Origin of the sequence: Actinoplanes sp. NPDC051513 (genome assembly GCF_044454685.1) — a bacterium.
GTDB lineage: Bacteria > Actinomycetota > Actinomycetes > Mycobacteriales > Micromonosporaceae > Actinoplanes.
In genome coordinates this window covers 132,447-156,609 of sequence record NZ_JBITDW010000011.1, presented here as the reverse complement: position 1 = coordinate 156,609, position 24,163 = coordinate 132,447, and the positions used below count along the sequence as shown (strand labels likewise).

Genomic DNA, 24,163 nt, shown 5'->3' with positions numbered 1-24,163 from the left:
CATGAATGCGAGAAGGTCTATTGCACGATGGTGTTGACCGATACTTTGGTATCAGGCCTGCGGGGCATGCGGCACGTCGAGCGCCATGGCTATTCGCACCAGGTCGGCAAGTGAATCGACCCGCATCTTGCGCATGACCTTGCCCCGATGGGCCTTCACCGTGATCTCGCTGATGCCGAGCTCCGCGCCGATCTGCTTGTTCAGCAGGCCGGAGACCACCAGAGCCATGATCTCCCGTTCGCGCGGGGTCAGGGACGCGTGACGATTTCTGAACGCATGCAGCTCTGTTTCTCGCGCTACTTCGATGCGACTGCGCTCAAGGGCCTGCCTGATGGCGCTCAGTAGCACGTCGTCATGGAACGGCTTTGTCAGAAATTCGGCCGCGCCCGCTTTCATCGCGCGCACCGACGTCGGCACGTCCCCAAAACCGGTAATGAAGATGATGGGCATGTCCGTCCGGTCGACGATGCGTTTCTGGAGATCGAGACCATTGAGGTCGGGCAGCGACACATCGAGCACCAGACAGCTCGGACCGCCGAGACGCCGATGGGCCAGGAAGTCCGTCGCCGACGGGAAGGTCTCGGGGTGCCAGCCGGCCGCGAGAATCATCAGTTCCAGCGATTCCCGGACTGATATGTCGTCGTCAACGACGAATACGACGGGCGGGACAATGGTGGCGGGCGCGAGTTGCGCTGCCCGTGACCCGAATTCCGCTTCGTCCGCAGAGCTCATGTGGCACCGTCGGGCGGAGCATCCGGCCGCCGCAGTGCGGACTCCAGCGCCTCCAGCAACGCCGCCTCGCTGAACGGCTTGAACAGGCATTCGACGGCTCCTCCCGCGAGCAGGCGCGGACGTAGGCTCCTGTCCCCACTGGCAGTGATGAACACGATGGGAATCATCTGCCTCCGCCGCGTCAGCTCTTGTTGGACCTCTGGCCCGGACATCCCGGGCATCGCGATGTCGAGGAGCAGACAGTTGGTCCTGCCGACCATGTCTGAGCCGAGGAACTCTTCGGCCGACGAGAACGCTTCGGCGGCAAAGCCGAATTGGCGCAGCAGATCCGGCAGCGACTCACGTACGGACTCGTCGTCGTCGACGACCGTGACCAGTGAGAGCACCTGAGGAGAGCCGCCTGCACCGCCAGCCTTCACTTCGGTCCTTCCCGTGACGTCAGCCCCGGGACGAACGCTACGCGCCCCCTGGGCGAGTCTCTATTGTGCTTTGGTGTTGCGCCGCGGCAGGACCCCGGCCGGTCGCACCACCACGTACGAGCCTGCCGTCGACCTGATGACGGACCGCCCGAGTCGGCGTACGGTCCGGTCATGGGCATCGCCTTGCCGGGCTTCTCCGGCCGCTGACGGTCTACTCCCCAGCTGCCTCCCGGGCACGCCAGGAACACGTGTGCGAGGCGTCGCGGGCGAAGGGAAGACCTTGAGCCTGGGAGGAGACCCGACGATGAAGGCGTCCACTCTGTTCGGTGCTGGTTGGGACGACGACGCGGTAGAGGTGCTTTGGAAAGATGGTGAGCGTCTCTTCTGCCGGTTATGGCACGGTGGCGCCGACGGCGATAAGCACGCTTTCATACCCTTTCCCGTCGGCACCGAGCAACCGACGTCCGAAAGCATCACTCGCCTTCGACACGAATACAAGCTGAGAGATTACGTCGACCGTGCGTGGGCCCTTCGGCCGCTGGCCCTCGTGCACGAGCGCGGGCGCATGATGCTGGTCGTCGACTACACCGGAGGCGAGCCCCTCGATCGCCTCATCGACGGTCCCATGGAACTCGGACGCTTTCTCGAACTGGCCGTCGCGCTGACCACCGCACTCGGCCGGCTCCATGGAGCGGGAGTCATTCACAAGGACATCAAGCCGGCCAACGTGCTCGCCGACGCCGCGACCAGGAGAGTCTGGCTTACCGGTTTCGGCATCGCGACCGCATCCGCGCGCGAGCGCCAGGCGCCGACGCCGCCGGAGATCATCGCGGGCACGCTGGCGTACATGGCCCCCGAGCAGACCGGCCGCATGAACCGCTCCGTGGATGCTCGCAGCGATCTTTACGCGTTGGGTGTGACCCTCTACCAGATGCTCACCGGCGTCCTGCCGTTTGCCGCGGCGGATCCCATGGAGCTGGTGCATTGCCATGTCGCGCGCCGACCCGTGCCGCCCGCCGAACAGGCGCCTGGCGTCTCCGCGGCGGTCTCGGCTGTCGTCATGAAGCTGCTGGCCAAGACACCGGAGGACCGGTATCAGACCGCGGCCGGTGTGAACAACGACCTGAGACGCTGCCTGACGCTGCACCGGCGCGGGGTCCGGATCGAGCCGTTCGCCCTGGCGGTGCACGACATCCCCGATGTCCTCCGCATTCCCGAGACGCTGTACGGACGCGAGCGGAGCATCCAGGAGCTGGCCGCCGCGTTCGAGCGTGTCGCCGCTGAGGGCAGCACCGAGTTGGTGCTCGTGTCCGGGTACTCCGGAATCGGCAAGTCATCGGTCGTCGACGAATTTCGGCGTACGACGAGTTCGTCGGACGCCTTCTTCGCCGCGGGAAAGTGTGACCAATCCACCCGCGACATCCCGTACGCCACCCTCGCCCAGGCATTGCACGGCCTCGTACAGATGATCCTGCGCAGCAGCGAAGCGGAGCTCGCGCGCTGGCGCGCGTCCATCGAGCACGCCGTCGTCCCGAACGGCCGGCTCATCACCGGTCTCGTTCCCGAACTGGAGCTGGTGATCGGCGAGCAGCCTGGGGTGCCGGACCTGCCGCCGCGAGACTCGCGCAACCGCTTCCAGATGACATTTCGCGCGTTCCTGCGGGTGTTCTCCCGCTCCGGGCGTCCGCTGGTGCTGTTTCTCGACGATCTGCAATGGGTCGACGCCGCCACCCTGGGTCTGGTCGAGGACCTGGTTGGTCGCCGTGAGACGCGCCACCTCCTGCTGATCGGCGCCTATCGCGACAACGAGGTCGATCGGGCGCACCCGCTCATGCGGGCGCTGGATGCCCTGCGTGGCGGCGGCACGCGGATAGGGGCGGTCGTGCTTTCGCCACTCACCCTGGATGACGTGTGCCGGCTCATCGCTCACGCCGTGCATGCCGGCGAAGAGCGCGTACGGCCGCTTGCCCGCCTGGTGGTCGAAAAGACCGGCGGCAATCCTTTCTTCACGATTCAGTTGCTGACCGAGCTTGCCGCCGGGTCGCTTCTGTTCTTCGATGCCGGTGCCGCGGCGTGGCGGTGGAACCTCGCCGGGATCGGTGTGAAGGGCTATACGGACAACCTGGCGCAGTTGATGGTCGGAAAACTGCAACGCTTGCCCGTATCGGCGCAGGAGGGGTTGAAGGAACTCGCCTGTCTGGGCAGCATCGCGGAGTTCGCCAGGCTCGCCGTCGTTCGGGAAAGTTCGGAGGAGGAAGTCCACGCGACGTTCCGGGAGGCCGCGCGAGCGGGCCTCGTGATACGCCTCCACGATACGTATCTGTTCGCGCACGACCGCGTGCAGGAGGCGGCATATGCACTCATCCCGCATGCGTCGCGGCCCGAGATGCACCTGCGTATCGGGCGTCGGCTCCGCGAAGCGAGCGACGGGGAGCCCACCACGGAGCATGTCTTCGACATCGTCGCCCAGCTGAATCGTGGCGTCGGCTCGATCGCCGACGCCGCCGAGCGAAGGAGGTTGCTCCAGCTGAACGTCCTCGCCGGGATGAAGGCAAAGGCCGGGATCGCCTACACCGCTGCGCGGGACTATCTCGGCCAGGCGGCGGCCCTCGTGACCGAGGAAGCCTGGGGACAGCATTACGACGAGACGCTACAGCTTTATCTTGCTCTCGCCGAGTGCGAATACCTGATCGGCAGGTTCGATTCGGCGGACCGGCTGTTCGAGCTGATGCTGGTCAACGCGCACTCGGATCTCGACCGTACCAGGATCTACGGCTTGCGCATCAAGGTCTATCAGGCCAGTAGCCGATACGACGAGAGCGTCGTCCTGGCGCTCGAAGCGCTGCGACTGTTCGGTGTCGTCTTCCCCGACTCGGACGACGAGACAGCGGCGGCGACGGCCGCGGAGTTCCGCGCAGTGTCCGTCAATCTCGGCGGGCGCCGCATCAGCGATCTGCTCGACGCGCCGGTAGCCGATGACGCCGAGGTGCGGGCCATCATCGGACTGCTCGTCGAGGCGGCACCCGGCGCATACAACGGCCGACCGCAACTATTTCCGTTGGTAACCATGAAGGCAGTGAATTTCGCGCTGCGATACGGCAATACCGAGCAGGCCAGCTACGCCTATGCGGTGCATGCGTTGACACTCGTGTCGACCTATGGCGACGCAGCGCAGGCGTTCGCGTTCTCCGAGATGGCGCTGCGGCTCAACGACAAGTTCGGCAATGCGCGCCTCCGCGGCGCGCTCCTGCACCTGCACGGCAACCACGTCAACTTCTGGCGCCGCCATTTCGCCACCGCCGTCCCGATTCTTGACCAGGCGTTTCATGCGTGCCTCGAAGTCGGCGACTTCGTCTACGCCGGCCATATCGCCTTCTTGGCCGTCTGGCAGGCGATCGAGAGAGGTGACCCGCTCGAGGAAGTGCAGAAGCTGGCCGAACGTAACGCCGAGTTTGCCGGCCAGACCCACATTGATGCGGTGTATCACACCATCGCTCTCCAGCAACAGTTCATCGCGAGCCTCCGAGGGAGGACGAGCGATCGCCTGGCCATCGGCGCGACCGGATTCGACGAGGAGGCGTCGCTCGACGCGATCTCCAGGTCTTCGTTCGGCTGCGGCATCGTCTTTCATCAGGTCATGAAGCAGGTGCTCGCCTTTCTGCACGGCCAGTTCGCCGGGGCTCTGGAGGCCGCGGGCGAGGCGGAGCTGATGCTCGACGCCGCGAGGGCGACGCCGATCGAGGCGACCCACCACTTCTACCACGCCCTCACCTTGACCGCGCTGTACCCAGCGGCGCCCGCGAATGAGCAGGAGCAGTTCACCCGGGTTCTCGAGGGCAAGCTGAAGAAGCTCAGAATCTGGGCCGAGGACTGCCCGCAGAACTATCGCAACCGCTACGCACTCGTACTGGCCGAGATCGCGCGGACCGAAGGCCGGACGGCTGAGGCCATGGATCTTTACGAGGACGCGATCCGGTCCGCCCGGGACAACGGCTTCGCGCAGCAGGAGGCGCTGGCGTTCGAGCTGGCCGCGCGCTTCTACGCGGATCGCGGTTTCGCCACGTTCGCTCACGCGTATCGAAGGAACGCGCGCAGCTGTTATCACCGCTGGGGCGCGCAGGGCAAGGTGCGACAAATGGAGGAGATATACCCGGAACTGCGCGAGGAGATCGCGGCGCCGCACACACCGACCGTGATCGCGGACACCGTGGAACATCTCGACCTCGCGACGGTGATCAAGGTCTCCGAAACGGTATCGGGCGAGATCGTTCTGGAGAAGTTGCTCGACACGGTCATGCGCAGTGCCATCGAATACGCGGGCGCCGAACGAGGCTTGTTGATTCTTCCGCAAGGTGACGGGCTTCGGATAGAAGCGGCGGTCACGAGCCACGGCAATGAGGTCGCGGTCGTTCTGCCCGAAGCGGAAGTGACTGGCGCAGATTTGCCGGATTCAGTGCTCCGTTACGTCCTGCGCACCCACGAGAGCGTCCTCGAGCACAATGCCTCGGCGGAGGGCGCGTTCGCTGCCGACCCCTATGTTCGCCATCATCGAGCACGGTCCGTGCTCTGCCTGCCGCTGCTCAAGCAGTCCCGATTGCTCGGGGTGTTGTACTTGGAGAACAACCTTGCGCCGCATGTCTTCACGCCGGCGCGAGTGACGGTGCTCAAGCTGCTTGCTTCCGATGCTGCCATCTCGATGGAAAATACCCGTCTCTATACCGATCTCCAGGAGCGCGAGTCACGCGTGCGGCGGCTGGTGGATGCCAACATCATTGGGATCTTCATCTGGAACGTCGACGGTCGCATCATCCAGGCCAACGAGGCGTTTCTTGGTATCACGGGACACCAGCATGACGATCTCGTATCGGGCAGAATGCGCTGGAATGAGTTGACGCCGGCCGACTGGGTCGAATCCGACGAGCGCGGTCTTGCCAATCTGCAAGTGAGCGGTATCGCGCAGCCGTACGAGAAGGAGTTCTTCCGGAAAGACGGAACCCGCGTGTCCGTCCTGGTCGGCTCGGCGGTCTACGACAACACGCAGAATGAAGGCATCGCCTTCGTGGTGGATCTGAGCGAGCGCAAGGCGGCCGAGGAGGCTGCTCGTGCGAGCGAGCGGCGTTACCACGACATTCAATCGAAATTGACGCACGCCAACAGAATCGCCGCCATCGCCCAGCTGGGAGCGTCGACCGCGCATGAGATCAGCCAGCCGCTGTCGGGCATCATCACCAATGCCAGCACCAGCCTTCGCATGCTGGACGCCGACCCCCCGAATCTGGCGGGCGCACGCGAAACGGCGCGTCGCACGCTTCGCGACGGGAACCGTGCCGCCGATGTGGTCGCGCGTCTGCGCGCTCTGTTCAGCAAGAAGCTGCTGACTCTGGAACCCCTGGACCTGAACGAGGCCGCGCGGGAGGTCATTGCGCTGTCGTCGAGCGAGCTTCGGAGAAGCCATGTGGACGTTCGGGCGGAGTTCGCCGACGACCTCCCCTCCGTTGCGGGCGATCGTGTGCAGCTTCAGCAAGTCATCCTGAACCTTCTCCGGAATGCGTCCGAGGCGATGGACGGCATCGATGATCGACCAAGACGCATGGTCATCAGGACCGCCCGAAGTGAACACGATGACGTGCGGCTGAGCGTGGAGGACGTCGGGGTGGGGTTCGACATTGTTGAGGTGGACAGTCTCTTCGAGGCCTTCTACACGACCAAGACCGACGGCATGGGTATCGGACTGTCGGTCAGTCGATCCATCATCGAGAGCCATGGGGGGCGCCTCTGGGCAGCAGCGAATGATGGTCCGGGAATCACGCTGGCGTTCTCCATTCCCATTGCGATCGACAGCCTTCCGGCATTTCCTTGACGCCCTTTCCGCCGGCGCGATGTCGTCGAGGACCTGGAACGACCGATGACCCGACCCGTCGGTGCGCACCGACAGCAGCGTGAGCAGAGAGATTCCGTCATAACTGCATCGACAGGATCGCGGGCGCCACCAAGCCGAACCACCTGCAGGGCGCTGTCGCGGCCCTCGATGTCGATCTTGCCGAGCCCACCACTCGCCGCCGCGATCGCCGCCATCGTGTACGGCTTCGAGACGACCTGGAGGAGCCGAGCGGACTCCTGCGCGGTAGGTCCGTCGACCAAACCCCGCGTATCTGTCACGCTTGTCGCAGTCATGACTCGGTGAAGGAGGCGCCCATGTCTGCTCACAACGAGGAACTGCTGGCAGCCGCTGAGACCTCCAACATCGAGGCCGTGAAAGCCGCGCTGGAGGCCGGCGCGGACGTCGACGCACGAGGCCCCGGGGGCCGGACCGCCCTGATGTCGGCGTCGGCGCGCAGCTTCATCCAGATCATGGAGGTGCTGCTGGGTGCGGGTGCCTCCGTCGACCTGCAAGGCGCGCTGGGGGAGACCGCCTTGATCCTCGCCGCGAGCGGTCGTGGCGGAGAGTCGATCCAGTTGCTGCTCGACAACGGCGCAGATCCCAACCTCGGCGATCGCGACAAGAAGCGGCCGCTGATGTGGATGGTCGACACCCAGTTCCACCGAGGGTCCGACACCTCCGCGAACGTCGCACCACTGGTCCGGGCCGGGGCGCGCATCGACGACCGTGACGACGCGGACCGCACGGCGCTCATGTGGGCCGTGACGGGGCTCGGCACATCGTTCGATGTCCGGCCTTCCGTCATCGCCGCACTGGTGGAGAACGGCGCCGACGTGGGCGCCACGGACGTCAACGGCGAGACCGCCATGTTCCATCTGGTGCGCTACGTCGACGACGCGCTGGCCCTGGACCAGGGTGCTGCCTGCATCCGGGTCCTTCTCGAAGCAGGGGCGAACCCCAACGCGGAGAACAACGAGAAAAAGACGCCGCTCGCTGTCGTCGACCCCAGGAACCACCTGGTGCTCGACCTCCTTCGCGACCTGGGCTTCACCGCTTAGCAGACGGCGGGCCCCGGAACATCGAGGAGATCGGCAATCTGGAGAACTTCCTTCCAAGCCTGTACGAGGAGCGCGCCGACCAGGAGCCGTAACCGACCAGGGTCACCCGAACGATCCCCGATAGGAATCAGGGGCCGGTCAGCGACTCCACGTGCCCGACGCCGAAGTAGTAGACAGCGTGGCCGCCGTTGCCGGCCATCAGGTGGCTGATACCGACCCGGTCCGGATATGACGCCGGCACGACCACGAGCGACTCACCTTTGCGCAGGCCTTCGTCGTAAAGCTTGATGATCTCGGCGTGGTAGCCCCAGCTCTCGAAGAACTTGAGGACTCGTTGCCCGATCCCGTGCGGCTCGGGGTCGAGGATGCGTAGGCCGTCGGCGCCGTGCAAGATGCCGACGATGTCCGTCTCGATGCCCAGGCCGGGCAGTGCCGCCATGATTGGTACGCAGTGCCGGCCGCCTGGGACGAGTCCCGCGACCGCTTCCACCGGCCGAAGCCCGAAAATCTTGACATTCTCCAGCGGCCCGGTCATGGCTCCTCCCTCACGGTGATTGTCACGCCCGTATCGTAGACCACATCGAGTTGGACTCGAAAGTCCATCCTGCGTCGGGCGAACGACTGCTGCAAGCGATGGCAGGAGCTGCTGATCATCATGTGCAAGGCATATCGAATGGGCCTGTTTGTCCTGGTCGCCACTGCAGGCCGATGCTGACTGAGCTGGAACCTAGGGGTCCGAGTCAATGCCTGCGCTTCGACTGGACACCTGGCATTGTGGACTTTATAGTCCGGTAGTGCTCGCTTTGAAGGTCTCGACGTGTGCCAGGGCCATGTCCAAGGCCACCCGCATCGGCTCCGCGTCGTGTGCTGTCTGAGCCAGCAGATAGCCGCCCTGAACGGCGGCGATCACCGCTACGGACAGCGTCGCCGGGTCGGCGTCGGCGCGCAGCGTGCCGTTGTCGCGCATTCGCTGGAAGCCGTCCGCGAGCAACCGTTCCCAGGTGGCGAAGTGGCCGGCCAGTGCCTGCCGGGCGGCCTCGTCGGTGTCGGACAACTCTGCCGCGAGGGTGCCGATCTCACAGCCGTGCGCGCCGCTGCGCAGCGTGTTGCGTTGCAGCACGGCGTCGCGCCACCGGCGCAGCCCGGCAAACGAGCTGACGCCGCGCAGCAATTGGTACTGACGCTCCAGCACCACCCCGGCCTGATGCGTGACGACCTCGCGGACCAGTGCCTCCTTGGCCGCGAAGTGGTGGTAGAGCTGGGACTTGCTGGTGCCGCTCGCGAGCCTGACCTCGTCGAGGGTGGTGGCGGCGACACCTTTGGCGGCCATCAGCTCAGCGGCGGCCAGCACGATGCGTTCCCGGGTGGCCGCACCCCGCGCGGTCAGCCGGGCGCCCTCGCTCCTGACCGGCGGGTCGACCACGGCCGCCAGGTTACCCGACCGCCGGGACGACGAACGTCTGCCGGGCGGGCACCAAGGAGGAGAGATCAGATGACGTGCCGTGCCGATCGTGACCTGGGAAACCATCCATGAGTCTGGCGATAGAAGTCGAGCGCGCTCCCCACCTCTGCAACCGATTTGTGGGCGGCGGTGTTGTGCCGCGTGTCCGGCATCTCGGGGCCAACGGGTTACCCTCGTGGCTCTCGTTTGTTCCTCGCGGTCAGCGTGGTTGTATCTCGACGCGAAGTATGCGGTCGTCACCGGGCCGCGAATCGGTGGCTCGATTGCGTAGTGCTTCGGCCTGCGGGTGCGGCCGGGCAGTCTGTACGGCGGGATCGGCCGTGGTGCATCGGCGGCTACCGGTGCCGCTCGCGACGTTCATGTCGGGTGGGCGGTAGCATCGACTTTGTGCGGCAACCGGTCCGTGAGCCGGCGATGACGCGGGCCGCATTGTGGGGACGATCACGAGAGCGGGCTGTAGTGAGCATCCACTTGTCCAGGGGAGGCGCGCTGCGGCGGGTCGTGCTCAGTTGCGACGTGGCGGGATGCCCGATCCAGTTGGAGCCGCCGGCCACCGAGGCGTGGCGCAATGACACCGACGCCCGATCTTGGGCTCGTGATCACGCCGTCGGCTGGACGTCGGACCCGATCCGCCAGACAGACTACTGCCCGGACCACGCCCAGTTCAGTGATGTCCCGGTTGCCGACCACGCCCCGCCGCGGCCAACGGCAACCGCTCGGGATCGTTCCGGCAATCCGCTCAACCGCGATGAATACACCGAAGGTCTGCGGGAGCGGCTCGTCGACGGTGACCGGTCCGGGGGACGAACTCTGACGCTGATGGCGGCTCAGGCTTCGGTCGCGGCCCGGCTGCTGGACGAACTGGCAGGCGTATACCGCGGTGAAAGCCTGGGGACACTTGCCCAGGAGCTTTCCGCACTACTTGACGGCAGGCTCCGCGACCGGGACTGACAGCCGATCAGCGAGTCACCGGCTTTCTCAAACCTCTTGCAGGCGCCGCGGCACTATCCGCAGGCGAATCTTGCCGGCGGGTGACAGGCGACGCCGTCACGCCGCTTTCACCGACTCGCCGCCACGGCGGCCTCCGGCGTGCTCGCCGAGGTGCGCGACACCCGATGGGCCTGGCAGGGCAGCAGCGGCGTCGCCGAGCTCGGCAATACCCGGCGGGTTCCGGTCAACGGCCGGTTCCGGGCGGGCAGTGTCACGAAGTCGTTCGTGGCCGCCGCCGTGCTGGGGTTGGTGGGGAGCGCCGCATCGCGCTGGACGACACGGTCGAACGATGGCTGCCCGGGAACAGTCCCCGCGGGCGACCGGATCACCGTGCACCACCTGTTGCAGCACACCAGCGGCATCGTCAACACCTGGTGGGGCTGACCGGGCCGGGGGTGCCATGGGGGTCGGGGGAGCGTGGTCATGCCGGCATCGGCCTCGGTGCCGGCATGACCATGTCGAAGCTAGCCGGCGACCTTCGCCGTGAACTGTGTGGTGTACGTCTTGGCCAGGTCGACCTTGTCCTTCTTGCCCTTGACGTTGGGCGAGAACTGGCTGAGCACCTCGAGCACGTTCGTCGCCCCCTCCGGTTTCATCAGGCCGTCGCCGTTGAACATCCCGATCGTGTCGTGCACCGCCTTGGCGTAGAGCTGAGGGTCGCCGGCGGCGTACTCCGTGGGCATCTTGGCGGCGATCTCGTCGGCGCTGTGGCCCTTGATCCAGCGCAGCGTCTTGACCAGCGCGTTGGCCAGTTTCTGGACCTGCTCGGGGTGACTGTCGACCCAGGCGCAGTCCATGTAGAGGGAGCTGGCCGGGTAGAGGCCGCCGAGCGCCTGCCGGGCGCCCTCCTCCGTACGCATGTCAAGCAGCACTTTGCCCTTGCCGGTGCTGATCAGCTTGGCCGCGGTGGGGTCGGTGGTCATGCCGGCGTCGATCCCGCCGTTGTCGATCGCGGCGATGAAGGTCTGCCCGGCGCCGGCCTTGACGGTGGTGTAGTCGGCGCTGGTCAGGCCGCCCTTGGTGGCGAGGTACTGGGTGAGGAAGTCGGTGGACGACCCGGGGCTGGTGACCCCCATCTTCCGGCCCTTGAAGTCGGCCGGGGTCCTGATGGACGAGGCCTTGCCGGCCGCGACGATCTCCACCTCGCCGGGCACGTCGGCCATCTGCACGACGCTGGTGATGCATTTGCCCTTGGTCTGCAGGTCGATGGTGTGGTCGTAGAAGCCGACCACGCCCTGCACGTCGCCGGAGATCAGCACGTTCTCGGCGGTCGCGCCGGACGGCTCGGTGAGCAGTTGCACGTTCAGGCCCTCGGCCTTGTATCCGCCGAGTTGCTCGGTCAGCTTCGCGGGCAGGTAGATCACCTTGTCGATGCCACCGACCATGATCTTGATGGTTTCGGGGGTGGAGGAGGCGGAATCGGGGCTGGTGCCGCGGCACCCGGCCAGCGCGACAGCGAGGATGGCGGCGAGAGCCAGAGATTTACGCATTGTGGCCTCCAGACGAGACGGGTGGGCGCCACCGGAGGAGCCGGTTCTCCAGCAGCGTGAGCAGCCACTCGGCGAGCAGCGCGACGACCGTGATGATGATCATTCCGGCGTAGATGCCGGCCGCGTCGAAGGTGCCCTGGGCGTTGGCGATGAGCAGGCCCAGGCCCTTGTCGGCGCCCGCGTACTCGCCGACCACCGCGCCGATGAGCGCGAAGCCGAACGCGGCATGCAGCGAGGCGAAGATCCAGCTGGTGGCGCTGGGCACGACGATCGAGGTGAGCACCTGGGCGCGGGAGGCGCCGAGGATGCGGGCGTTGTCGACCAGGTTGCGGTCGACCTCGCGGGCGCCCTGGAAGGCGTTGAAGAACACCGCGAAGAAGACCAGCACCACGGCGGTGGCGACCTTGGAGGTCAGTCCCAGGCCGAACCAGATGATGAACAGCGAGGCCAGCACGATCCGGGGAACGGCGTTGGCGGCCTTGATGAACGGAGCGGCGACCTCGGCGGCGAACCGGGCCCGGCCGAGCAGGATGCCCAGCACGACGCCGGCCACCGCGCCGATCACGAAGCCGAGAACCGCCTCCTCGAGCGTGACGGCGAGCTGCGTCCAGATCGAGCCGAACGCGGTGCCGTCGGTGAACCAGTCGACCAGCCGTCCCCAGATGGCCGAGGGCTTGGAGTAGAAGAACGGGTCGATCCAGTGCGTGGCGGCCAGCTCCCAGGTGCCCAGCCAGAGAACCACGAACGCCAGGCGTACCAGCCAGAGCCGTAGCCTGCGCCGGTCCGGCCGGGCGATGGTGAGCTCCAGCGGCGCGGTCATCTCAGCCTGCACGACTCGCCTCCTTCCGGGCGCGGGCGACCTCGTCACGGAGGCTGTCCCAGATCTCGCGGTACGCGGCGACGAACTCGGGGGTCATCCGGATCTCCTCGACGTCGCGCGGCCGGGCCAGCGGCACGTCGAAGATCGCCTTGACCGTGGCCGGGCTGGAGGTCATCACCACCACCCGGTCGGCGAGCGCGATCGCCTCCTCGAGGTCGTGCGTGACGAAGACGACCGCCGCGCCGGTGCCCTGCCACAGCCGCAGCAACTCGTCCTGCATCAGCTGGCGGGTCTGCACGTCCAGCGCGCTGAACGGCTCGTCCATCAACATGATCCGCGGCTCGTTGACCAGGGTCTGGGCCAGCGCCACCCGCTTGCGCATGCCGCCGGAGAGCTGATGCGGGTAGTAGTCGGCGAAGCCCGCCAGCCCGACCCGCTCGACCCAGCCCATCGCCTGTTTCCGGGCCTCCGTCTTTCCCCGGCCGCGGTAGCGCGGGCCGGACGCGACGTTGTCGACCACCGAGCGCCAGGGCAGCACGGCGTCGGCCTGGAACATGTAGCCGACTCCGTCGGGGATGCCGCGCACCGGCGCGCCGTCCACCTCGACCTCGCCGCTGGACGGCGGCTCGAGCCCGGAGACCAGCGACAGCGTCGTCGACTTGCCGCAGCCGGTCGGGCCGACCACGGCCACGAACTCGCCGGCCGCCACCTCGAACGTGAGATCCCGGACGGCGGTGTGCGGTCGGCCACCCGTGCCGGGGAAACGCTTGGTCGCATTCCGCAACGCGATTACCGTCAAGACGAGCGCCTCCTCTGATGTAACGCGAACGTTTCGATTCCGCGACCGTAGGAAGTCAGACCGGCGGCCGGAATCCTTGCGGGCGTTGCGGCGCTAACCCGCGTTGACCGCGTATTGCGCGTTCTGCTCATGGACGCGGTCCGCCGTCGGTGGCGTTACAGTGCGGGCATGCCGCGCCGGCCCGTCCCGTTCGCCTGGCAGGTCATGGGCCTGCAGGTCGGCCTGCTCGTGGTGGTCTTCGGCCTGGGCTGCGCGCTGATCGGCTGGCTGTTCGATCGAGAGCTCACCGACCAGTACGGCAGCCGTGCGCTCGCCGTCGCGCACACCCTGGCCGCCGATCCGGCGATCGTGTCGGCGGCGGCCGTCGAGGACCCCGGCGGCGCGTTGCCGGCCCGCGCCGAGTCGGCCCGCGTGGCGAGCGGCGCGCTGTTCGTGGTGATCACCGACCGGAACGGCATCCGGCTCGCCCACCCGATTCCGGAGCGCATCCACGAGCCGGTCAGCACCGATCCCTCGGCCGTGCTCGCCGGCCGGGACATGGTCAATGTGGAGCGCGGAACGCTGGGCCTGTCGGCCCGCGGCAAGACACCGCTTCGCGCGGCGGACGGCAGCGTGGTCGGCGAGGTCAGCGTCGGGTTCAAGGTGGCCGACATCCGCGGGTACGTGTGGCAGCAGCTCGGTCTGGCCGGGATCGTCGCCGGGTGCGCGCTGCTGCTCGGGGTGGCCGGCTCGGCGCTGCTCAGCCGCCGGCTCAAGCGACTGACCCTGGGCCTGGAACCGGCCGAGCTGGCCGAGCTCGTGCGCGAGCGGGAGGCCGTGCTGCGCGGGATCAGCGAGGGCGTGCTGGCCGTCGACGCCACCGGGCGGGTCTCGGTGTGCAACAACGAGGCGCTGCGGTTGCTCGGCGCCGGTCCGGCGCCGGGCACTCTCGTCACCGAGGCGGGGTTGCCGCCGGGGCTGGTGGCCGTGTTCGAGCGGCGGGCGGCCGACAACGTGATCACCGTGGCCGGCGACCGGGTTCTGGTCGTCAACTACCGGGCGGTCCGCCGCGACGGCCGCGACCTGGGCGGCGTGCTGACCCTCCGGGACCGCACCGACCTGGAGAACGTGACCCGTGAGCTCGACTCGGTGCGCACCCTCAGCAACGCGCTGCGCGCCTCCCGGCACGAGTTCGCGAACCGGCTGCACGTGCTCTCCGGCCTGCTCCAGAACGGCTACCGCGACGAAGCCCTCGAATACCTGCACGCGGTCGCCGGCGGCGCACTGACCGCAGCCGGGCCGGCCGGCGCCGTCGACGACCCGTACCTGCAGGCTTTCGTCGCGGCGAAGACCGCGGAAGCCGCCGAGCGAGACGTACGGCTGATGCTGTCGGACACCAGCTGGGTCGGCACCCGGGTCACCGCTCCGGTCGAGGTGACCACGGTGCTCGGCATCCTCGTCGACAACGCGCTGGAGGCCGCCCGCCTCGGCGCCCGGCGCCCGGCCTGGGTCGACCTCGCGCTGCTGTCCGACGACGACGCGCTGCACATCTCGGTGGTGGACTCCGGCGACGGCCTGGACCCGGCGATCGGCGCCGAGATCTTCACGGCCGGCGTCACCACCCGCGGCGAGCAGGGCCGCGGACTCGGCCTGTCGCTGGCCCGGCAGGCCGCCCGCCAGCTCGGCGGCGACGTCAGCCTGGCCACTGCGGCCGGCGACGGCCACGGCGCGGTCTTCGAGGCGCGGCTGCCGCACGCGCTGGTGCCGGTCGCCTCGTGATCCACGTGCTCGTCGTCGAGGACGACTTCCGGGTGGCGCAAGTACACGTGGACTTCACCGCCCGGGTGGCCGGCTTCGCGGTCGCCGGCACCGCGCGGACGGCCGCCGAGTGCCGCTCTTTCCTCGCCGCCCGCCCGGTCGACCTGGTGCTGCTGGACAGCTACCTGCCGGACGAGCCGGGCCTCGACCTGCTGGCCTGTCTGACGGTCGACACCATCATGCTGACCGCCGCGTCGGATGCTGCCTCGGTGCGGCTAGCGCTCGCCCGCGGTGCGCTGAACTACCTGGTCAAGCCGTTCACCGCCGAACAGCTGGCGGAGCGGCTGACGGCGTACCGGCGGTATCGGACAGCGCTGGCCGGGGAACGCCACCTGGGGCAGGAGGAAATCGATCGGATGTGGAGGCTGCTGCACGAAGGCGACCGGCCGGCCGCTCCCAAGGGGCAGTCGGCGGTGACCGTGCGGCTGGTCAGCGAGGCGCTGCGGCACGCCGGCCAGCCGCGCACCGCCGCCGAGATCGCCGACGAGCTGGGCATCTCCCGGGCGACGGCCCAGCGGTATCTGGCTGCGCTCGCACGGGACGGCACGGCCGAGATGCGCCTGCGCTACGGCACAACCGGCCGCCCCGAACATCGCTACCGCTGGGTGGCGATCGGCTGAGCCGCTCTCCGGCGCGGTGGCGATCGCCTTCGTCGTGCTTGCCAGCATCCTCAACGCCGCCGACGTACGCCCAGGCGTCGGCGCAGCGAGACCAGCATGGCCGCCACGGTAGCCGCGGCGCCCGGCGCTCGGCGGCCATCTTCAGCGGATTTTCAGGGGTCGGGGGGTCAGGCTGGGGGGATGCGTGTGTTGGTGGTGGAGGATGAGGTCAGCCTGGCCGAGACGGTCCGCGACGGGCTGACTGAGGCCGGGTTCGTGGTCGACGTGGTGCACGACGGGGTGGACGGGTTGTGGCAGGCCACCGAGACGCCCCATGGGGTGTACGACGTGATCGTGCTGGACATCATGTTGCCCGGGCTCAGCGGGTACGAGGTGTGCCGGCAACTGCGCGCACCGCGCCGAGGGCGAACACGATCGTTCCGACGAACAACCACGCTCCGAGTACGTCGGTGGGCCAGTGCACCACCAACGCCACTCGGCTGACCCCCACGGCCACGGCCCAGGCCAGCGCCGCAGCCGTGAGCGCCCACCGTTGCCAGGTCCGCCGGAGCAGCCGCCCGCCCACCACGATCACCGCCACCGCGGCTACCGCGCTGGCGGTCGTGTGACCGGACGGAAACGACCACCCCGCGGCCGCGACAAGCCGGTCGGCAGGGCGCGGGCGAGCCACGAGATTCACCACGATCAGGCGAAAGCCGATGCAGGTGAGGACAGCCACCGCTACGAATACGGCATCTTGCCGGCGGCGGGCCGCGGCCAACCCGAGGACCGCGAGCACGGCGCCGATCGTGACAACGACCGGGCCGCCGGTAGCCGTGATCGCCGACATCGACGCTCGCCAAGCCGGGTGGCCGAGCGCCGCCCTCAGCGCGGCCGCGCTGATCGCCGCATCGACGCGCAACAGGGGCGCGAAGCGGGTGACGACCAGGATCAGCAAAGTCAGGAACAGCGAGGCAGCCAGGCCGGCGCAGATCAGGAGGCTGCGTCGCGACACCGGTCGACCGTACACCTACAAGTTGTAGGAGACGGCGTCACCGGCTTTCACCGTTTCCTCAGGATCCGGTCGATAATGTCCGGCCGGCCGGCCCGCCGGCGTGGAAAGGCGACGAAGGGGCCGCTGTCGACGCGATCCAGAAATGTCATCGGGTCGGCTGATTCCGTCCGTTCAGATTTCGCCCGGCGCCATCGGCGCCGGTACGGGAGTTGCCCGGAGGCTCGGCTCGCCGGCGGCACCCAGTATTCGGGACCGCCGTCGAGCCCGCCCATCCGGGATCAACAAGGGTGGGTCCGGCGCCTGCGCAGCAGGCCGGCGAGGACCGCGATGGCGGCCGGGACGGCGATGATGACCGGCAGCGCGCCGGCGGCGTTGATGGTGCGCCGGTTGGCCACGGTGACCCGGACCGGAACGCTGACCGTCAACGGCTGCGTCGCGGCGGCCGGCGCCGTGGGCACGAGCACGATGTAGATGTCGAACGTGCCGGCGTTGACCGCCTGGATCGTCCATTCCAGAAGGCCGGGCGTTGCCGGCACGGGTTGGGTGCGTTCGCTCGACCAGTCCTCCGGGTCCACGTACACGTCAGGGGTAAGGCTGACCACGTTCAGGTGGGCGATCAGCGGCCCCGGGCCGGCGTCGGCGGGATGGCGGGAGGTGAGCGTGAACCGGTCCCCGATGCCGACCGAGACGGTGGACCGGTCGAAGGTCAGCGGTTCGGGCGGCTGCGCCGCAGCCGGCGGCGACGCGAGGACCAGGGTGGCGGCGGCCGCAAGCCCCGCGACGAGGCTGCGGCTATTCATGGGTACGTCCCAACGCGTTCGCCATCGCGGCAGCACCCCAGGCCCGGAGCGCGACGGCCGCGAGCACGGCGATCAGAGCGGGCGACAGCAGGAGGCCGAGAGGGTGATTCCACGCGTGGCCGGTCACCACGACATCGCCGGCGAAGCGCAGCGCGGCGCTGACCGGGTTGAGCCAGCTCAACAGGTCACCGAACCAGCTCTGGGGCAGCCCGCGAGGCAATTGGGTGGGCGCGAACAGGGCCAGCAACAGCAGCAGGCTGGCGCCGAGGCTGGTTCGGTTGGTGGTCGCCAGGCAGCTGATCAGCAGCGCGAGCAGCGACAGCGCGGCGGCCAGGATGGTACCGGCCAGCAGGCCCGAATAGATGGCCGGCCAGGCGGCGGACACACCCCGGCCGAGCACCCACAGGTACGGCAGGACGATCGCGTACCCGGCGAACCACCAGGACATCGCGGCCAGCCATTTGCCGAGCAGGATTCCCGGCCGGCGGGCGGGCGTGACGAGCAGGGCCTCCAGCGTGGCGCGTTCCCGCTCGCCGCTGACCCCGTCGGCGGCGAGCACGAGGGTGACGAGCGCGCCCACCGCGATGGCGACCTTCAGCACGAGGTTGACCGCCTCGCGCTGCTCCAGGAAGTTCAGCACCTGGTTCGTGGCGGCCAGATAGGTGATCACGCTCAACAGGACGCTGAACGCCAGGAGCAGCAGCGGCCCGCGCCCGCCACACCACAGTTCGCGCAGTTCGCGACCGGCGACTATCCAGGCCGTACTCGAGGTCATGCTCATACCGCACCCGCCGCGGTGAGGTGCATGAATGCATCGCTGAGCCGCGGCGCGTCGATGTCCAGCCCGACCACGTCTATGTCCGCGTCGACCAGCGCCCGCAGGATCGCGTTGAGTCCGGTGGTGGCGCCGGGCAGGCGAACGGTTACGGTGTCCGGCCGGGCCGGATCGAGGCCGGCGTCCGGATGGATCCGCTGGAGGACGCCGGCGGCGCGCTCGGCCGTCCGGGACGGCACCCGGATCCGGGCCGTCCGCGGGGCCGCCGCCATCGCGGTCACTTCATCGACGGTTCCGCTGGCCAGTACCCGCCCCAGCGACAGGATCAGCACACGGCGGCACAGATCCTCCACGTCCGGCAGGCTGTGCGTGCTCAGCAACACGGTGGTGCCGCGCTCGGCCGCGATGCGCCGGATCAGGGCGCTGACCTCCCGCTGGCCGGCCGGATCCAGGCCCAGGGAAGGCTCGTCCAGGAAGACCACGGCCGGCTCGTTGAGCAGCGCGCGGGCGATCCCGAGCCGCTGCCGCATGCCCCGGCTGTACGTGCCGACCGGGGTGCCCGCGCGCTCGGCGAGCCCGACCTCGGCCAGCGCGCGGCGCGCGGCGCGTACCGCGGCGTCCCGGTCGAGCCCGAACAGCCGTCCATGCACGCTCAGCGTCTCCAGCCCGGTCTCCCGGCCGCGATAGCCGGTGCTCTCCGGCAGGACGCCGATGCGCGCGCGGATGGCGCCGGGCCGGGTGTGCGGGATCCCGGCGATGGCGAACCCGCCGGCCGTCGGGGCCAGGACCGTGGTGAGGATGCGGATGACAGTGGTCTTGCCGGCCCCGTTGGGTCCGAGCAGGCCGACGATGTCGCCCGCGGCAGCGCGCAGGTGGAACCCGTCCAGCGCGGTGCGGGCACCGTACCTTTTGGACAAGCCCTCCGCTTCAATCGTGGTCACGGCCGCAGGCTAGGCCGCCCCGGCTGAAAGCAGTCTTAAAATGTCATTGCTCGGCGGCGGCCGGCAGGTGGACGGCGAAGCTGGTCCACCCGTCTTCGCTCCCCACCTCGATGGCGCCCAGATGCGCGGCGACGATCTCCGCCACGATCGCCAGACCCAGCCCGGCGCCGCCGTCGCGCCGGGCGCGGGCATCGTCGAGGCGGGTGAACCGCTCGAAGACGCGTACGCGGTCCGCGTCCGGGATCGGCGGGCCGTCGTTGGCCACCACGAGCCGTACCCCGCCGCCCGTCTCGCACACCGACAACCGCACTGTCGACTCGGCGTGCCGCATCGCGTTGTCGACGAGGTTGCGCAGCATGCGGGCCAACCTGGCCAGGTCACCGTCGACCCGGCCGGCCCCGATGCCGGTGGCGTCCACCCGGATGCCGCGTTCCCGGACCCGCCGCGCCTCGGCGAGCACCAGGTCGTCAAGGTCGACCTTTTCGTGGCGCCGCCGGGTCGGGCTCTCGTCGGCGCGGGCCAGCTCCAGCAGGTCATCCACCAACTGCTGCTGCCGCCGCGCCTCCACCAGCAGGTCGGTCGCCATGCGGCGGATGTCCACCGCGGCCGGGTCGGCGAGCGCCACCTCCAACTCGTGGCGGATCGCGGTGACCGGGCTACGCAGCTCGTGCGACGCGTCGGAGACGAAGCGGCGCTGCCGCTCCTGTGCGGCCTGCAACCGGGCGAGCATCGCGTTCATCGTGCCGGCCAACCGGGCAATCTCGTCGGTTCCCGCGGGCTGAGGGACACGCCGCGTCAGGTCCCGGTCGGTGATCTCCCCGACCCGCCGCCGGATCGCCTCCACCGGCGCCAGCGTGCGACCCATCGTCGCCCACGTGGTCACCGCGACCAGCGCCACCAGCAACGGGATCCCGGCCGCGAGCAGCACAGCCAGGACGGCGGTGCCCTCGGTGACCGGGTCCATCGTCTGCGCCACCGTCACCAGGTACCGTCCCCCGGCGGCGGACAGGGCCACCACGAGACACGGGCACCCGTCGCCGGCGGGCAGCCGGCCGGCCACAGCGGACTCGCCGGCTCGCAGCCGCGTCAGCGGCGGGCGCTGGCCCAGGCGGGGCGTCGCCGCGACCACGGTGCCGCCACCGTCGATGATCTGCGCCAGCCAGTCCTCCTCGTCGGCCAGCGCGATGTCCGCCGGCCGTGCCCCGGCGTCCAGAAGCGCGGCGATGCGCTCGGCGCGCAGCCGGGCATTGGTAGTCACCTGATCGGTCAACGTGTGCCGCAGGGCGAGCACCAGTAACAGACCGCCCACCGCCAGCGCGACGCCGACGATCGCCGCCGCGGCCGCGGTGGTGCGACCCCGGACGCCGGTCACGCGTCCTCGGGCAGGCGCAACCGGTAGCCGGACCCGCGTACGGTCTGCACGTCCTGCCGCCCGAACGGGAGATCCACCTTCCGCCGCAGGTACCGCACGTAGACCTCGACAATGTTCGGGTCACCGTCGAAGTCCTCGTCCCACACGTGCGCCAGGACGTCCCTTTTGGACACCACGTGACCGGCGTTGCGCGCCAGGTACTCCAGGACGGAGAACTCGCGGGCGGTCAGGCTCAGCATCACCGGACCGCGCCACGCGCGGCGCCTGCCCGGATCTACCATGAGGTCGCCGGCGCGCAGCACGGCCGGTCGCTTCGGCGCGCCCCGGCGCAGCAACGCCCGCAACCGTGCCACCAGAATCGCGTGCGAGAACGGCTTGACCAGGTAGTCGTCCGCGCCGGTGTCGAGCGCCTCGACCTGATCGTCCACGCCATCCTTCGCGGTCAGCATGAGGATGGGCGTCCAGTTCGCCTCGTCCCGCAGGGTCCGGCACAGCACGAAACCGTTCATTCCCGGCAGCATGATGTCCAGCACGATCGCGTCGTACGGGTTCTCTCGCGCCCGCCAGAGACCTTCCACACCGTCGGCGGCGACATCCACGGCGAACCCGTCGGTCGTGAGGCCACGCTTCAGCGACGCCGCCAGCCGGCGCTCGTCCTCGACCAGCAGTAGTCTCACGCCACCTCCCGGCGCGCATCCTCGCATTCGCGGGCTGAACCTGAGCTTAATCCGGCCGGCGCCGGCCGCCTGCGCTGGATTTCAGAGGTCCCGCCGGGGCCAGGTAACAGATCAGCACGGAAATCCCGTCGTCGTCGACGACATGCGGAAAGGCCACGTTCGACTTGACGATCTCGACGGACAGCGCAGCCCAAACGAGCAGCGCGACCAGCACGGCCCGGCGCAGCGCCATCCGCGCCGGCGATCGCGCCGGCCCGGTCAGGCGGGCGTAGGCGGCGCCGCGAAGAAGGTCCACCACGTTCGACAGCCGCCGGCGCCGCCCTTCGCGCCAAGCAGGCCCGCACCGGCCAGGTGAGCAAAGATCAGGGTTTCTCCCGGGATCAACCGATGGCTCGGCGGCGGTCAGCCCGGCCGCACCCGGGGCGCTCCGTCTCACCGACTACACCGGCAACGACGGCCCCACGTCCACCGTGATCCTCGACGGGGCGATCGGTGACTTCGGCACGGCACAGCGGGCCGTCTCCGACGGCAAGCACACCGGCGAGACGGCGGCCCTGACCGCGACCGGACCGACCCCTAGTACCGCGGTACCACTTCACGGGCCGAAGATCAGACCGCGGTACGACGGATCGCCGCCCGCCCGGATCTAGCGTTTTCCCCAGGCGCCACGGACAACGGCGCACCGGACTCCGAGGGCGGAAGCGATGATCGAGGCACGACAGCTCACCAAACGGTACGGCGACAAGACCGCCGTCGACGGGGTGGACTTCACCGTCCGGCCGGGCGCGGTGACCGGCTTCCTGGGGCCGAACGGCGCCGGCAAATCCACCACCATGCGCATGATCATCGGGCTGGACGCGCCGACGTCCGGGACGGTGACCGTGAACGGCCGCCGCTACGCCCAGCATTCCGCGCCGCTGCACGAGGTCGGCGCGCTGCTCGAGGCCCGGTCGATCCACCCCGGCCGGTCGGCGTTCGACCATCTGATGGCCCTCGCGTACACCCATGGCATCTCCCGGGCCCGGGTGTCCGAGGTGATCGAGCTGACCGGGTTGCAGTCGGTGGCCCGCAAGCGTGCCGGCGCCTTCTCGCTCGGCATGGGCCAGCGCCTGGGCATCGCCGCGGCGGTGCTCGGCGATCCGCAGACGATCATGCTGGACGAGCCGGTCAACGGGCTCGACCCGGAGGGCGTGCTCTGGATCCGGAATCTGCTGACCGGGCTGGCCGCCGAGGGCCGTACCGTGTTCGTTTCGTCGCACCTGATGAGCGAGATGGCGCTGGTCGCCGATCATCTGATCGTCGTCGGCCGCGGCCGGGTGCTGGCCGACACCACGGTGCGGGATCTGGTTCTGCAAGCCGGCGGCGACACCGTCGTGGTCGCCACCGCCGACCCCGCGCAGCTGCGCCGGGTGCTCGCCGGGCCGGGCGTGGAGATCACCGGGCAGCCCGGGTCGGAACAGCTGACCGTGACCGGCCTGCCGGCCCGGGAGATCGGCCGCAAGGCCGCCGAGCACCGCCTCGCCCTGTTCGAGCTCACCGCCAAGACCGTCTCGCTCGAGGAGGCCTTCATGGAACTCACCAAGGAATCCGTCGAATACCACGCCGCTAGCACCCCTGCGAGGGCCGCATGAGCATCGTCGCCGAAACCCGGCCGGCCCGGACCGCGCCGGCCCGGCCCACCGACCCCCACCTCAAGGTGACCCCGCGTCGGGTGGTGCGCTCGGAATGGGCCAAGCTGTGGTCGCTGCGCTCGACCTGGATCACGCTCGGACTCGGTCTGCTGTTTCTGCTCGCCTTCGGCACGATCGCCGCGCTGCGCTACAAGTTGATGCTCAACTCCGGCCAGCCGATGGATCCGGACTTCGCCGATGCCACCGCGTACAGCCTCGCTCTGTTCGGGGTGCCGTTCTCGTTGATCGCACTCGGAGTGCTCGGCGTGCTGACCGCGTCCGGCGAGTACACGTCGGGCATGATCCGCTCGACGCTGGCGGCCGTCCCGCGCCGCCTGCCGGTGCTCTGGTCCAAGGCCGCCGTCTACGGCGCCATCGCCTTCGCCACCGCGGTGGTCGGCGCGCTGGCCGGGTTCCTGATCAGCAGCGGTGTGCTGTCCGGTACACCGATCGGGATGACCCTCGCCGACGGTGGCGTCCTGCGCGGCCTGCTCGGCGTGGGGGTCTATCTGGGGCTGGTCGGCGTCATCGGCGTCGCGCTCGGCACCCTGCTGCGCTCCACCGCGGGGGGCATCTCGGCCCTGGTCGGCACGTTCCTGCTGGTACCCGGGCTGATGTCGCTGCTGCCCAAGTCCTGGCGAGCTGATCTCACCCCGTACCTGCCCAGCAACGCCGGGGAATCCATCTTCGCCTTGCACCACTCCACCGGAACGCTGTCGGCCGGTGCTGGACTGCTGGTGCTGCTCGGCTGGACCGCGCTCGCGCTCGGCGGCGCCGCGTACCGGCTGATGCGGTCGGACGCCTGACCGGTGCTCCCGACAGTCGTGCGACGCGGCGTCCGGCGCAGCCGGGTGCCGCTCGTCGCT

General features: G+C 68.9%; 22 protein-coding genes and 1 pseudogene. 9 read left to right on the top strand and 14 right to left on the bottom strand.

The annotated features are described in order from the left end of the window. Nucleotides 1-51 precede the first annotated feature (51 nt). A complete protein-coding gene (locus ACIA5D_RS31385; RefSeq protein ID WP_396033954.1) occupies nt 52-732 on the bottom strand; it encodes a response regulator transcription factor in 681 nt (226 codons plus the stop codon). Further along, complete coding sequence (locus tag ACIA5D_RS31380) at nt 729-1,118, bottom strand: response regulator (RefSeq protein WP_396033952.1); 390 nt, start codon at nt 1,116-1,118, stop codon at nt 729-731. Before ACIA5D_RS31380 ends, ACIA5D_RS31385 begins: the two co-directional genes overlap by 4 nt. 337 nt (nt 1,119-1,455) lie before the next feature. Here ACIA5D_RS31380 and ACIA5D_RS31375 point away from each other — a divergent pair, with 337 nt between their 5' ends. Together ACIA5D_RS31375 and ACIA5D_RS31370 are read left to right on the top strand one after the other, a co-directional pair. Next, complete coding sequence (locus tag ACIA5D_RS31375) at nt 1,456-7,011, top strand: AAA family ATPase (RefSeq protein ID WP_396033951.1); 5,556 nt, start codon at nt 1,456-1,458, stop codon at nt 7,009-7,011. A gap of 320 nt (nt 7,012-7,331) precedes the next feature. Next, nucleotides 7,332-8,090, top strand: a complete 759-nt coding sequence (locus ACIA5D_RS31370) for an ankyrin repeat domain-containing protein (RefSeq protein WP_396033950.1) — start codon at nt 7,332-7,334, stop codon at nt 8,088-8,090. A gap of 127 nt (nt 8,091-8,217) precedes the next feature. Here ACIA5D_RS31370 and ACIA5D_RS31365 read toward each other — a convergent pair whose 3' ends face one another. Together ACIA5D_RS31365 and ACIA5D_RS31360 are read right to left on the bottom strand one after the other, a co-directional pair. Beyond that, nucleotides 8,218-8,625, bottom strand: coding sequence for a hypothetical protein (locus ACIA5D_RS31365; protein ID WP_396033949.1), 408 nt, complete (start codon nt 8,623-8,625; stop codon nt 8,218-8,220). 246 nt (nt 8,626-8,871) lie between these two features. Then, entirely contained in the window at nt 8,872-9,513 is a 642-nt protein-coding gene (locus ACIA5D_RS31360) for a TetR/AcrR family transcriptional regulator (protein WP_396033948.1), read from the bottom strand. 498 nt (nt 9,514-10,011) lie between these two features. On the opposite strand from ACIA5D_RS31360, the gene ACIA5D_RS31355 reads away from it, so the two are divergent. Further along, nucleotides 10,012-10,503: a hypothetical protein gene (locus ACIA5D_RS31355; protein WP_396033947.1), complete on the top strand. Its 492-nt coding sequence runs from the start codon at nt 10,012-10,014 to the stop codon at nt 10,501-10,503. Nucleotides 10,504-10,641: 138 nt separating this feature from the next. After that, nucleotides 10,642-10,926 (top strand): serine hydrolase, encoded by a 285-nt coding sequence (locus ACIA5D_RS31350; RefSeq protein WP_396033946.1) that lies wholly within the window; start codon nt 10,642-10,644, stop codon nt 10,924-10,926. A gap of 80 nt (nt 10,927-11,006) precedes the next feature. On the opposite strand, the gene ACIA5D_RS31345 is transcribed toward ACIA5D_RS31350, so the two are convergent. The 3 genes from ACIA5D_RS31345 to ACIA5D_RS31335 are packed head-to-tail and all read right to left on the bottom strand — an operon-like array spanning nt 11,007 to nt 13,651. Next, nucleotides 11,007-12,032, bottom strand: a complete 1,026-nt coding sequence (locus ACIA5D_RS31345; protein WP_396033945.1) for an ABC transporter substrate-binding protein — start codon at nt 12,030-12,032, stop codon at nt 11,007-11,009. Beyond that, nucleotides 12,025-12,864, bottom strand: a complete 840-nt coding sequence (locus ACIA5D_RS31340) for an ABC transporter permease (RefSeq protein ID WP_396033944.1) — start codon at nt 12,862-12,864, stop codon at nt 12,025-12,027. Before ACIA5D_RS31340 ends, ACIA5D_RS31345 begins: the two co-directional genes overlap by 8 nt. Further along, nucleotides 12,854-13,651: an ABC transporter ATP-binding protein gene (locus ACIA5D_RS31335; protein ID WP_396033943.1), complete on the bottom strand. Its 798-nt coding sequence runs from the start codon at nt 13,649-13,651 to the stop codon at nt 12,854-12,856. The genes ACIA5D_RS31340 and ACIA5D_RS31335 overlap by 11 nt, the downstream gene beginning before the upstream one ends. 168 nt (nt 13,652-13,819) lie before the next feature. Here ACIA5D_RS31335 and ACIA5D_RS31330 point away from each other — a divergent pair, with 168 nt between their 5' ends. From ACIA5D_RS31330 to ACIA5D_RS31320, 3 genes and pseudogenes are all read left to right on the top strand, one after another. Beyond that, nucleotides 13,820-15,409: an ATP-binding protein gene (locus tag ACIA5D_RS31330; RefSeq protein WP_396033942.1), complete on the top strand. Its 1,590-nt coding sequence runs from the start codon at nt 13,820-13,822 to the stop codon at nt 15,407-15,409. Continuing rightward, a complete protein-coding gene (locus ACIA5D_RS31325; RefSeq protein WP_396033941.1) occupies nt 15,406-16,068 on the top strand; it encodes a response regulator in 663 nt (220 codons plus the stop codon). Before ACIA5D_RS31330 ends, ACIA5D_RS31325 begins: the two co-directional genes overlap by 4 nt. Nucleotides 16,069-16,248: 180 nt before the next feature. Next, nucleotides 16,249-16,470, top strand: a pseudogene (locus ACIA5D_RS31320) (response regulator); the annotation flags it as partial. Here ACIA5D_RS31320 and ACIA5D_RS31315 read toward each other — a convergent pair. The 7 genes from ACIA5D_RS31315 to ACIA5D_RS31285 all read right to left on the bottom strand — a co-directional run bounded on the left by ACIA5D_RS31315 (nt 16,427) and on the right by ACIA5D_RS31285 (nt 21,922). Beyond that, the gene (locus ACIA5D_RS31315) at nt 16,427-16,897 is read right to left on the bottom strand and encodes a phosphatase PAP2 family protein (protein WP_396034013.1); all 471 of its coding nucleotides are present in this window, start codon (nt 16,895-16,897) and stop codon (nt 16,427-16,429) included. The pseudogene ACIA5D_RS31320 and the gene ACIA5D_RS31315 sit on opposite strands and share 44 nt — an antisense overlap. A gap of 443 nt (nt 16,898-17,340) precedes the next feature. Beyond that, nucleotides 17,341-17,862 carry a hypothetical protein gene (locus tag ACIA5D_RS31310; protein ID WP_396033940.1) on the bottom strand — a complete coding sequence of 174 codons (522 nt, stop codon included), beginning with the start codon at nt 17,860-17,862 and terminating at the stop codon, nt 17,341-17,343. Continuing rightward, nucleotides 17,855-18,637: an ABC transporter permease gene (locus ACIA5D_RS31305; RefSeq protein WP_396033939.1), complete on the bottom strand. Its 783-nt coding sequence runs from the start codon at nt 18,635-18,637 to the stop codon at nt 17,855-17,857. The genes ACIA5D_RS31310 and ACIA5D_RS31305 overlap by 8 nt, the downstream gene beginning before the upstream one ends. 2 nt (nt 18,638-18,639) lie before the next feature. Next, nucleotides 18,640-19,578, bottom strand: coding sequence for an ABC transporter ATP-binding protein (locus ACIA5D_RS31300; protein WP_396033938.1), 939 nt, complete (start codon nt 19,576-19,578; stop codon nt 18,640-18,642). A 43-nt stretch (nt 19,579-19,621) separates the two neighbouring features. Next, complete coding sequence (locus tag ACIA5D_RS31295) at nt 19,622-20,950, bottom strand: sensor histidine kinase (RefSeq protein WP_396033937.1); 1,329 nt, start codon at nt 20,948-20,950, stop codon at nt 19,622-19,624. Continuing rightward, on the bottom strand, nt 20,947-21,627 hold the full coding sequence (locus tag ACIA5D_RS31290) for a response regulator transcription factor (protein WP_396033936.1): 681 nt from the start codon (nt 21,625-21,627) through the stop codon (nt 20,947-20,949). Before ACIA5D_RS31290 ends, ACIA5D_RS31295 begins: the two co-directional genes overlap by 4 nt. 46 nt (nt 21,628-21,673) lie before the next feature. Further along, nucleotides 21,674-21,922 carry a hypothetical protein gene (locus ACIA5D_RS31285; protein ID WP_396033935.1) on the bottom strand — a complete coding sequence of 83 codons (249 nt, stop codon included), beginning with the start codon at nt 21,920-21,922 and terminating at the stop codon, nt 21,674-21,676. 409 nt (nt 21,923-22,331) lie between these two features. Between ACIA5D_RS31285 and ACIA5D_RS31280 the strand changes: the two genes are divergently transcribed. Together ACIA5D_RS31280 and ACIA5D_RS31275 are read left to right on the top strand one after the other, a co-directional pair. Beyond that, nucleotides 22,332-23,258, top strand: coding sequence for an ABC transporter ATP-binding protein (locus ACIA5D_RS31280; RefSeq protein WP_396033934.1), 927 nt, complete (start codon nt 22,332-22,334; stop codon nt 23,256-23,258). Further along, a complete protein-coding gene (locus ACIA5D_RS31275) occupies nt 23,255-24,103 on the top strand; it encodes an ABC transporter permease (protein ID WP_396033933.1) in 849 nt (282 codons plus the stop codon). The genes ACIA5D_RS31280 and ACIA5D_RS31275 overlap by 4 nt, the downstream gene beginning before the upstream one ends. Nucleotides 24,104-24,163 lie beyond the last annotated feature (60 nt).

What these genes read in the sequence shown, in the direction of transcription:
- ACIA5D_RS31315 (WP_396034013.1), bottom strand. Translation starts at nt 16,897, where the DNA reads ATGTCGGCGATCACGGCTACCGGCGGCCCGGTCGTTGTCACGATCGGC.
- ACIA5D_RS31365 (WP_396033949.1), bottom strand. Translation starts at nt 8,625, where the DNA reads ATGACCGGGCCGCTGGAGAATGTCAAGATTTTCGGGCTTCGGCCGGTG.
- ACIA5D_RS31330 (WP_396033942.1), top strand. Translation starts at nt 13,820, where the DNA reads ATGCCGCGCCGGCCCGTCCCGTTCGCCTGGCAGGTCATGGGCCTGCAG.
- ACIA5D_RS31385 (WP_396033954.1), bottom strand. Translation starts at nt 732, where the DNA reads ATGAGCTCTGCGGACGAAGCGGAATTCGGGTCACGGGCAGCGCAACTC.
- ACIA5D_RS31345 (WP_396033945.1), bottom strand. Translation starts at nt 12,032, where the DNA reads ATGCGTAAATCTCTGGCTCTCGCCGCCATCCTCGCTGTCGCGCTGGCC.
- ACIA5D_RS31375 (WP_396033951.1), top strand. Translation starts at nt 1,456, where the DNA reads ATGAAGGCGTCCACTCTGTTCGGTGCTGGTTGGGACGACGACGCGGTA.
- ACIA5D_RS31310 (WP_396033940.1), bottom strand. Translation starts at nt 17,862, where the DNA reads ATGAATAGCCGCAGCCTCGTCGCGGGGCTTGCGGCCGCCGCCACCCTG.
- ACIA5D_RS31305 (WP_396033939.1), bottom strand. Translation starts at nt 18,637, where the DNA reads ATGACCTCGAGTACGGCCTGGATAGTCGCCGGTCGCGAACTGCGCGAA.
- ACIA5D_RS31275 (WP_396033933.1), top strand. Translation starts at nt 23,255, where the DNA reads ATGAGCATCGTCGCCGAAACCCGGCCGGCCCGGACCGCGCCGGCCCGG.
- ACIA5D_RS31280 (WP_396033934.1), top strand. Translation starts at nt 22,332, where the DNA reads ATGATCGAGGCACGACAGCTCACCAAACGGTACGGCGACAAGACCGCC.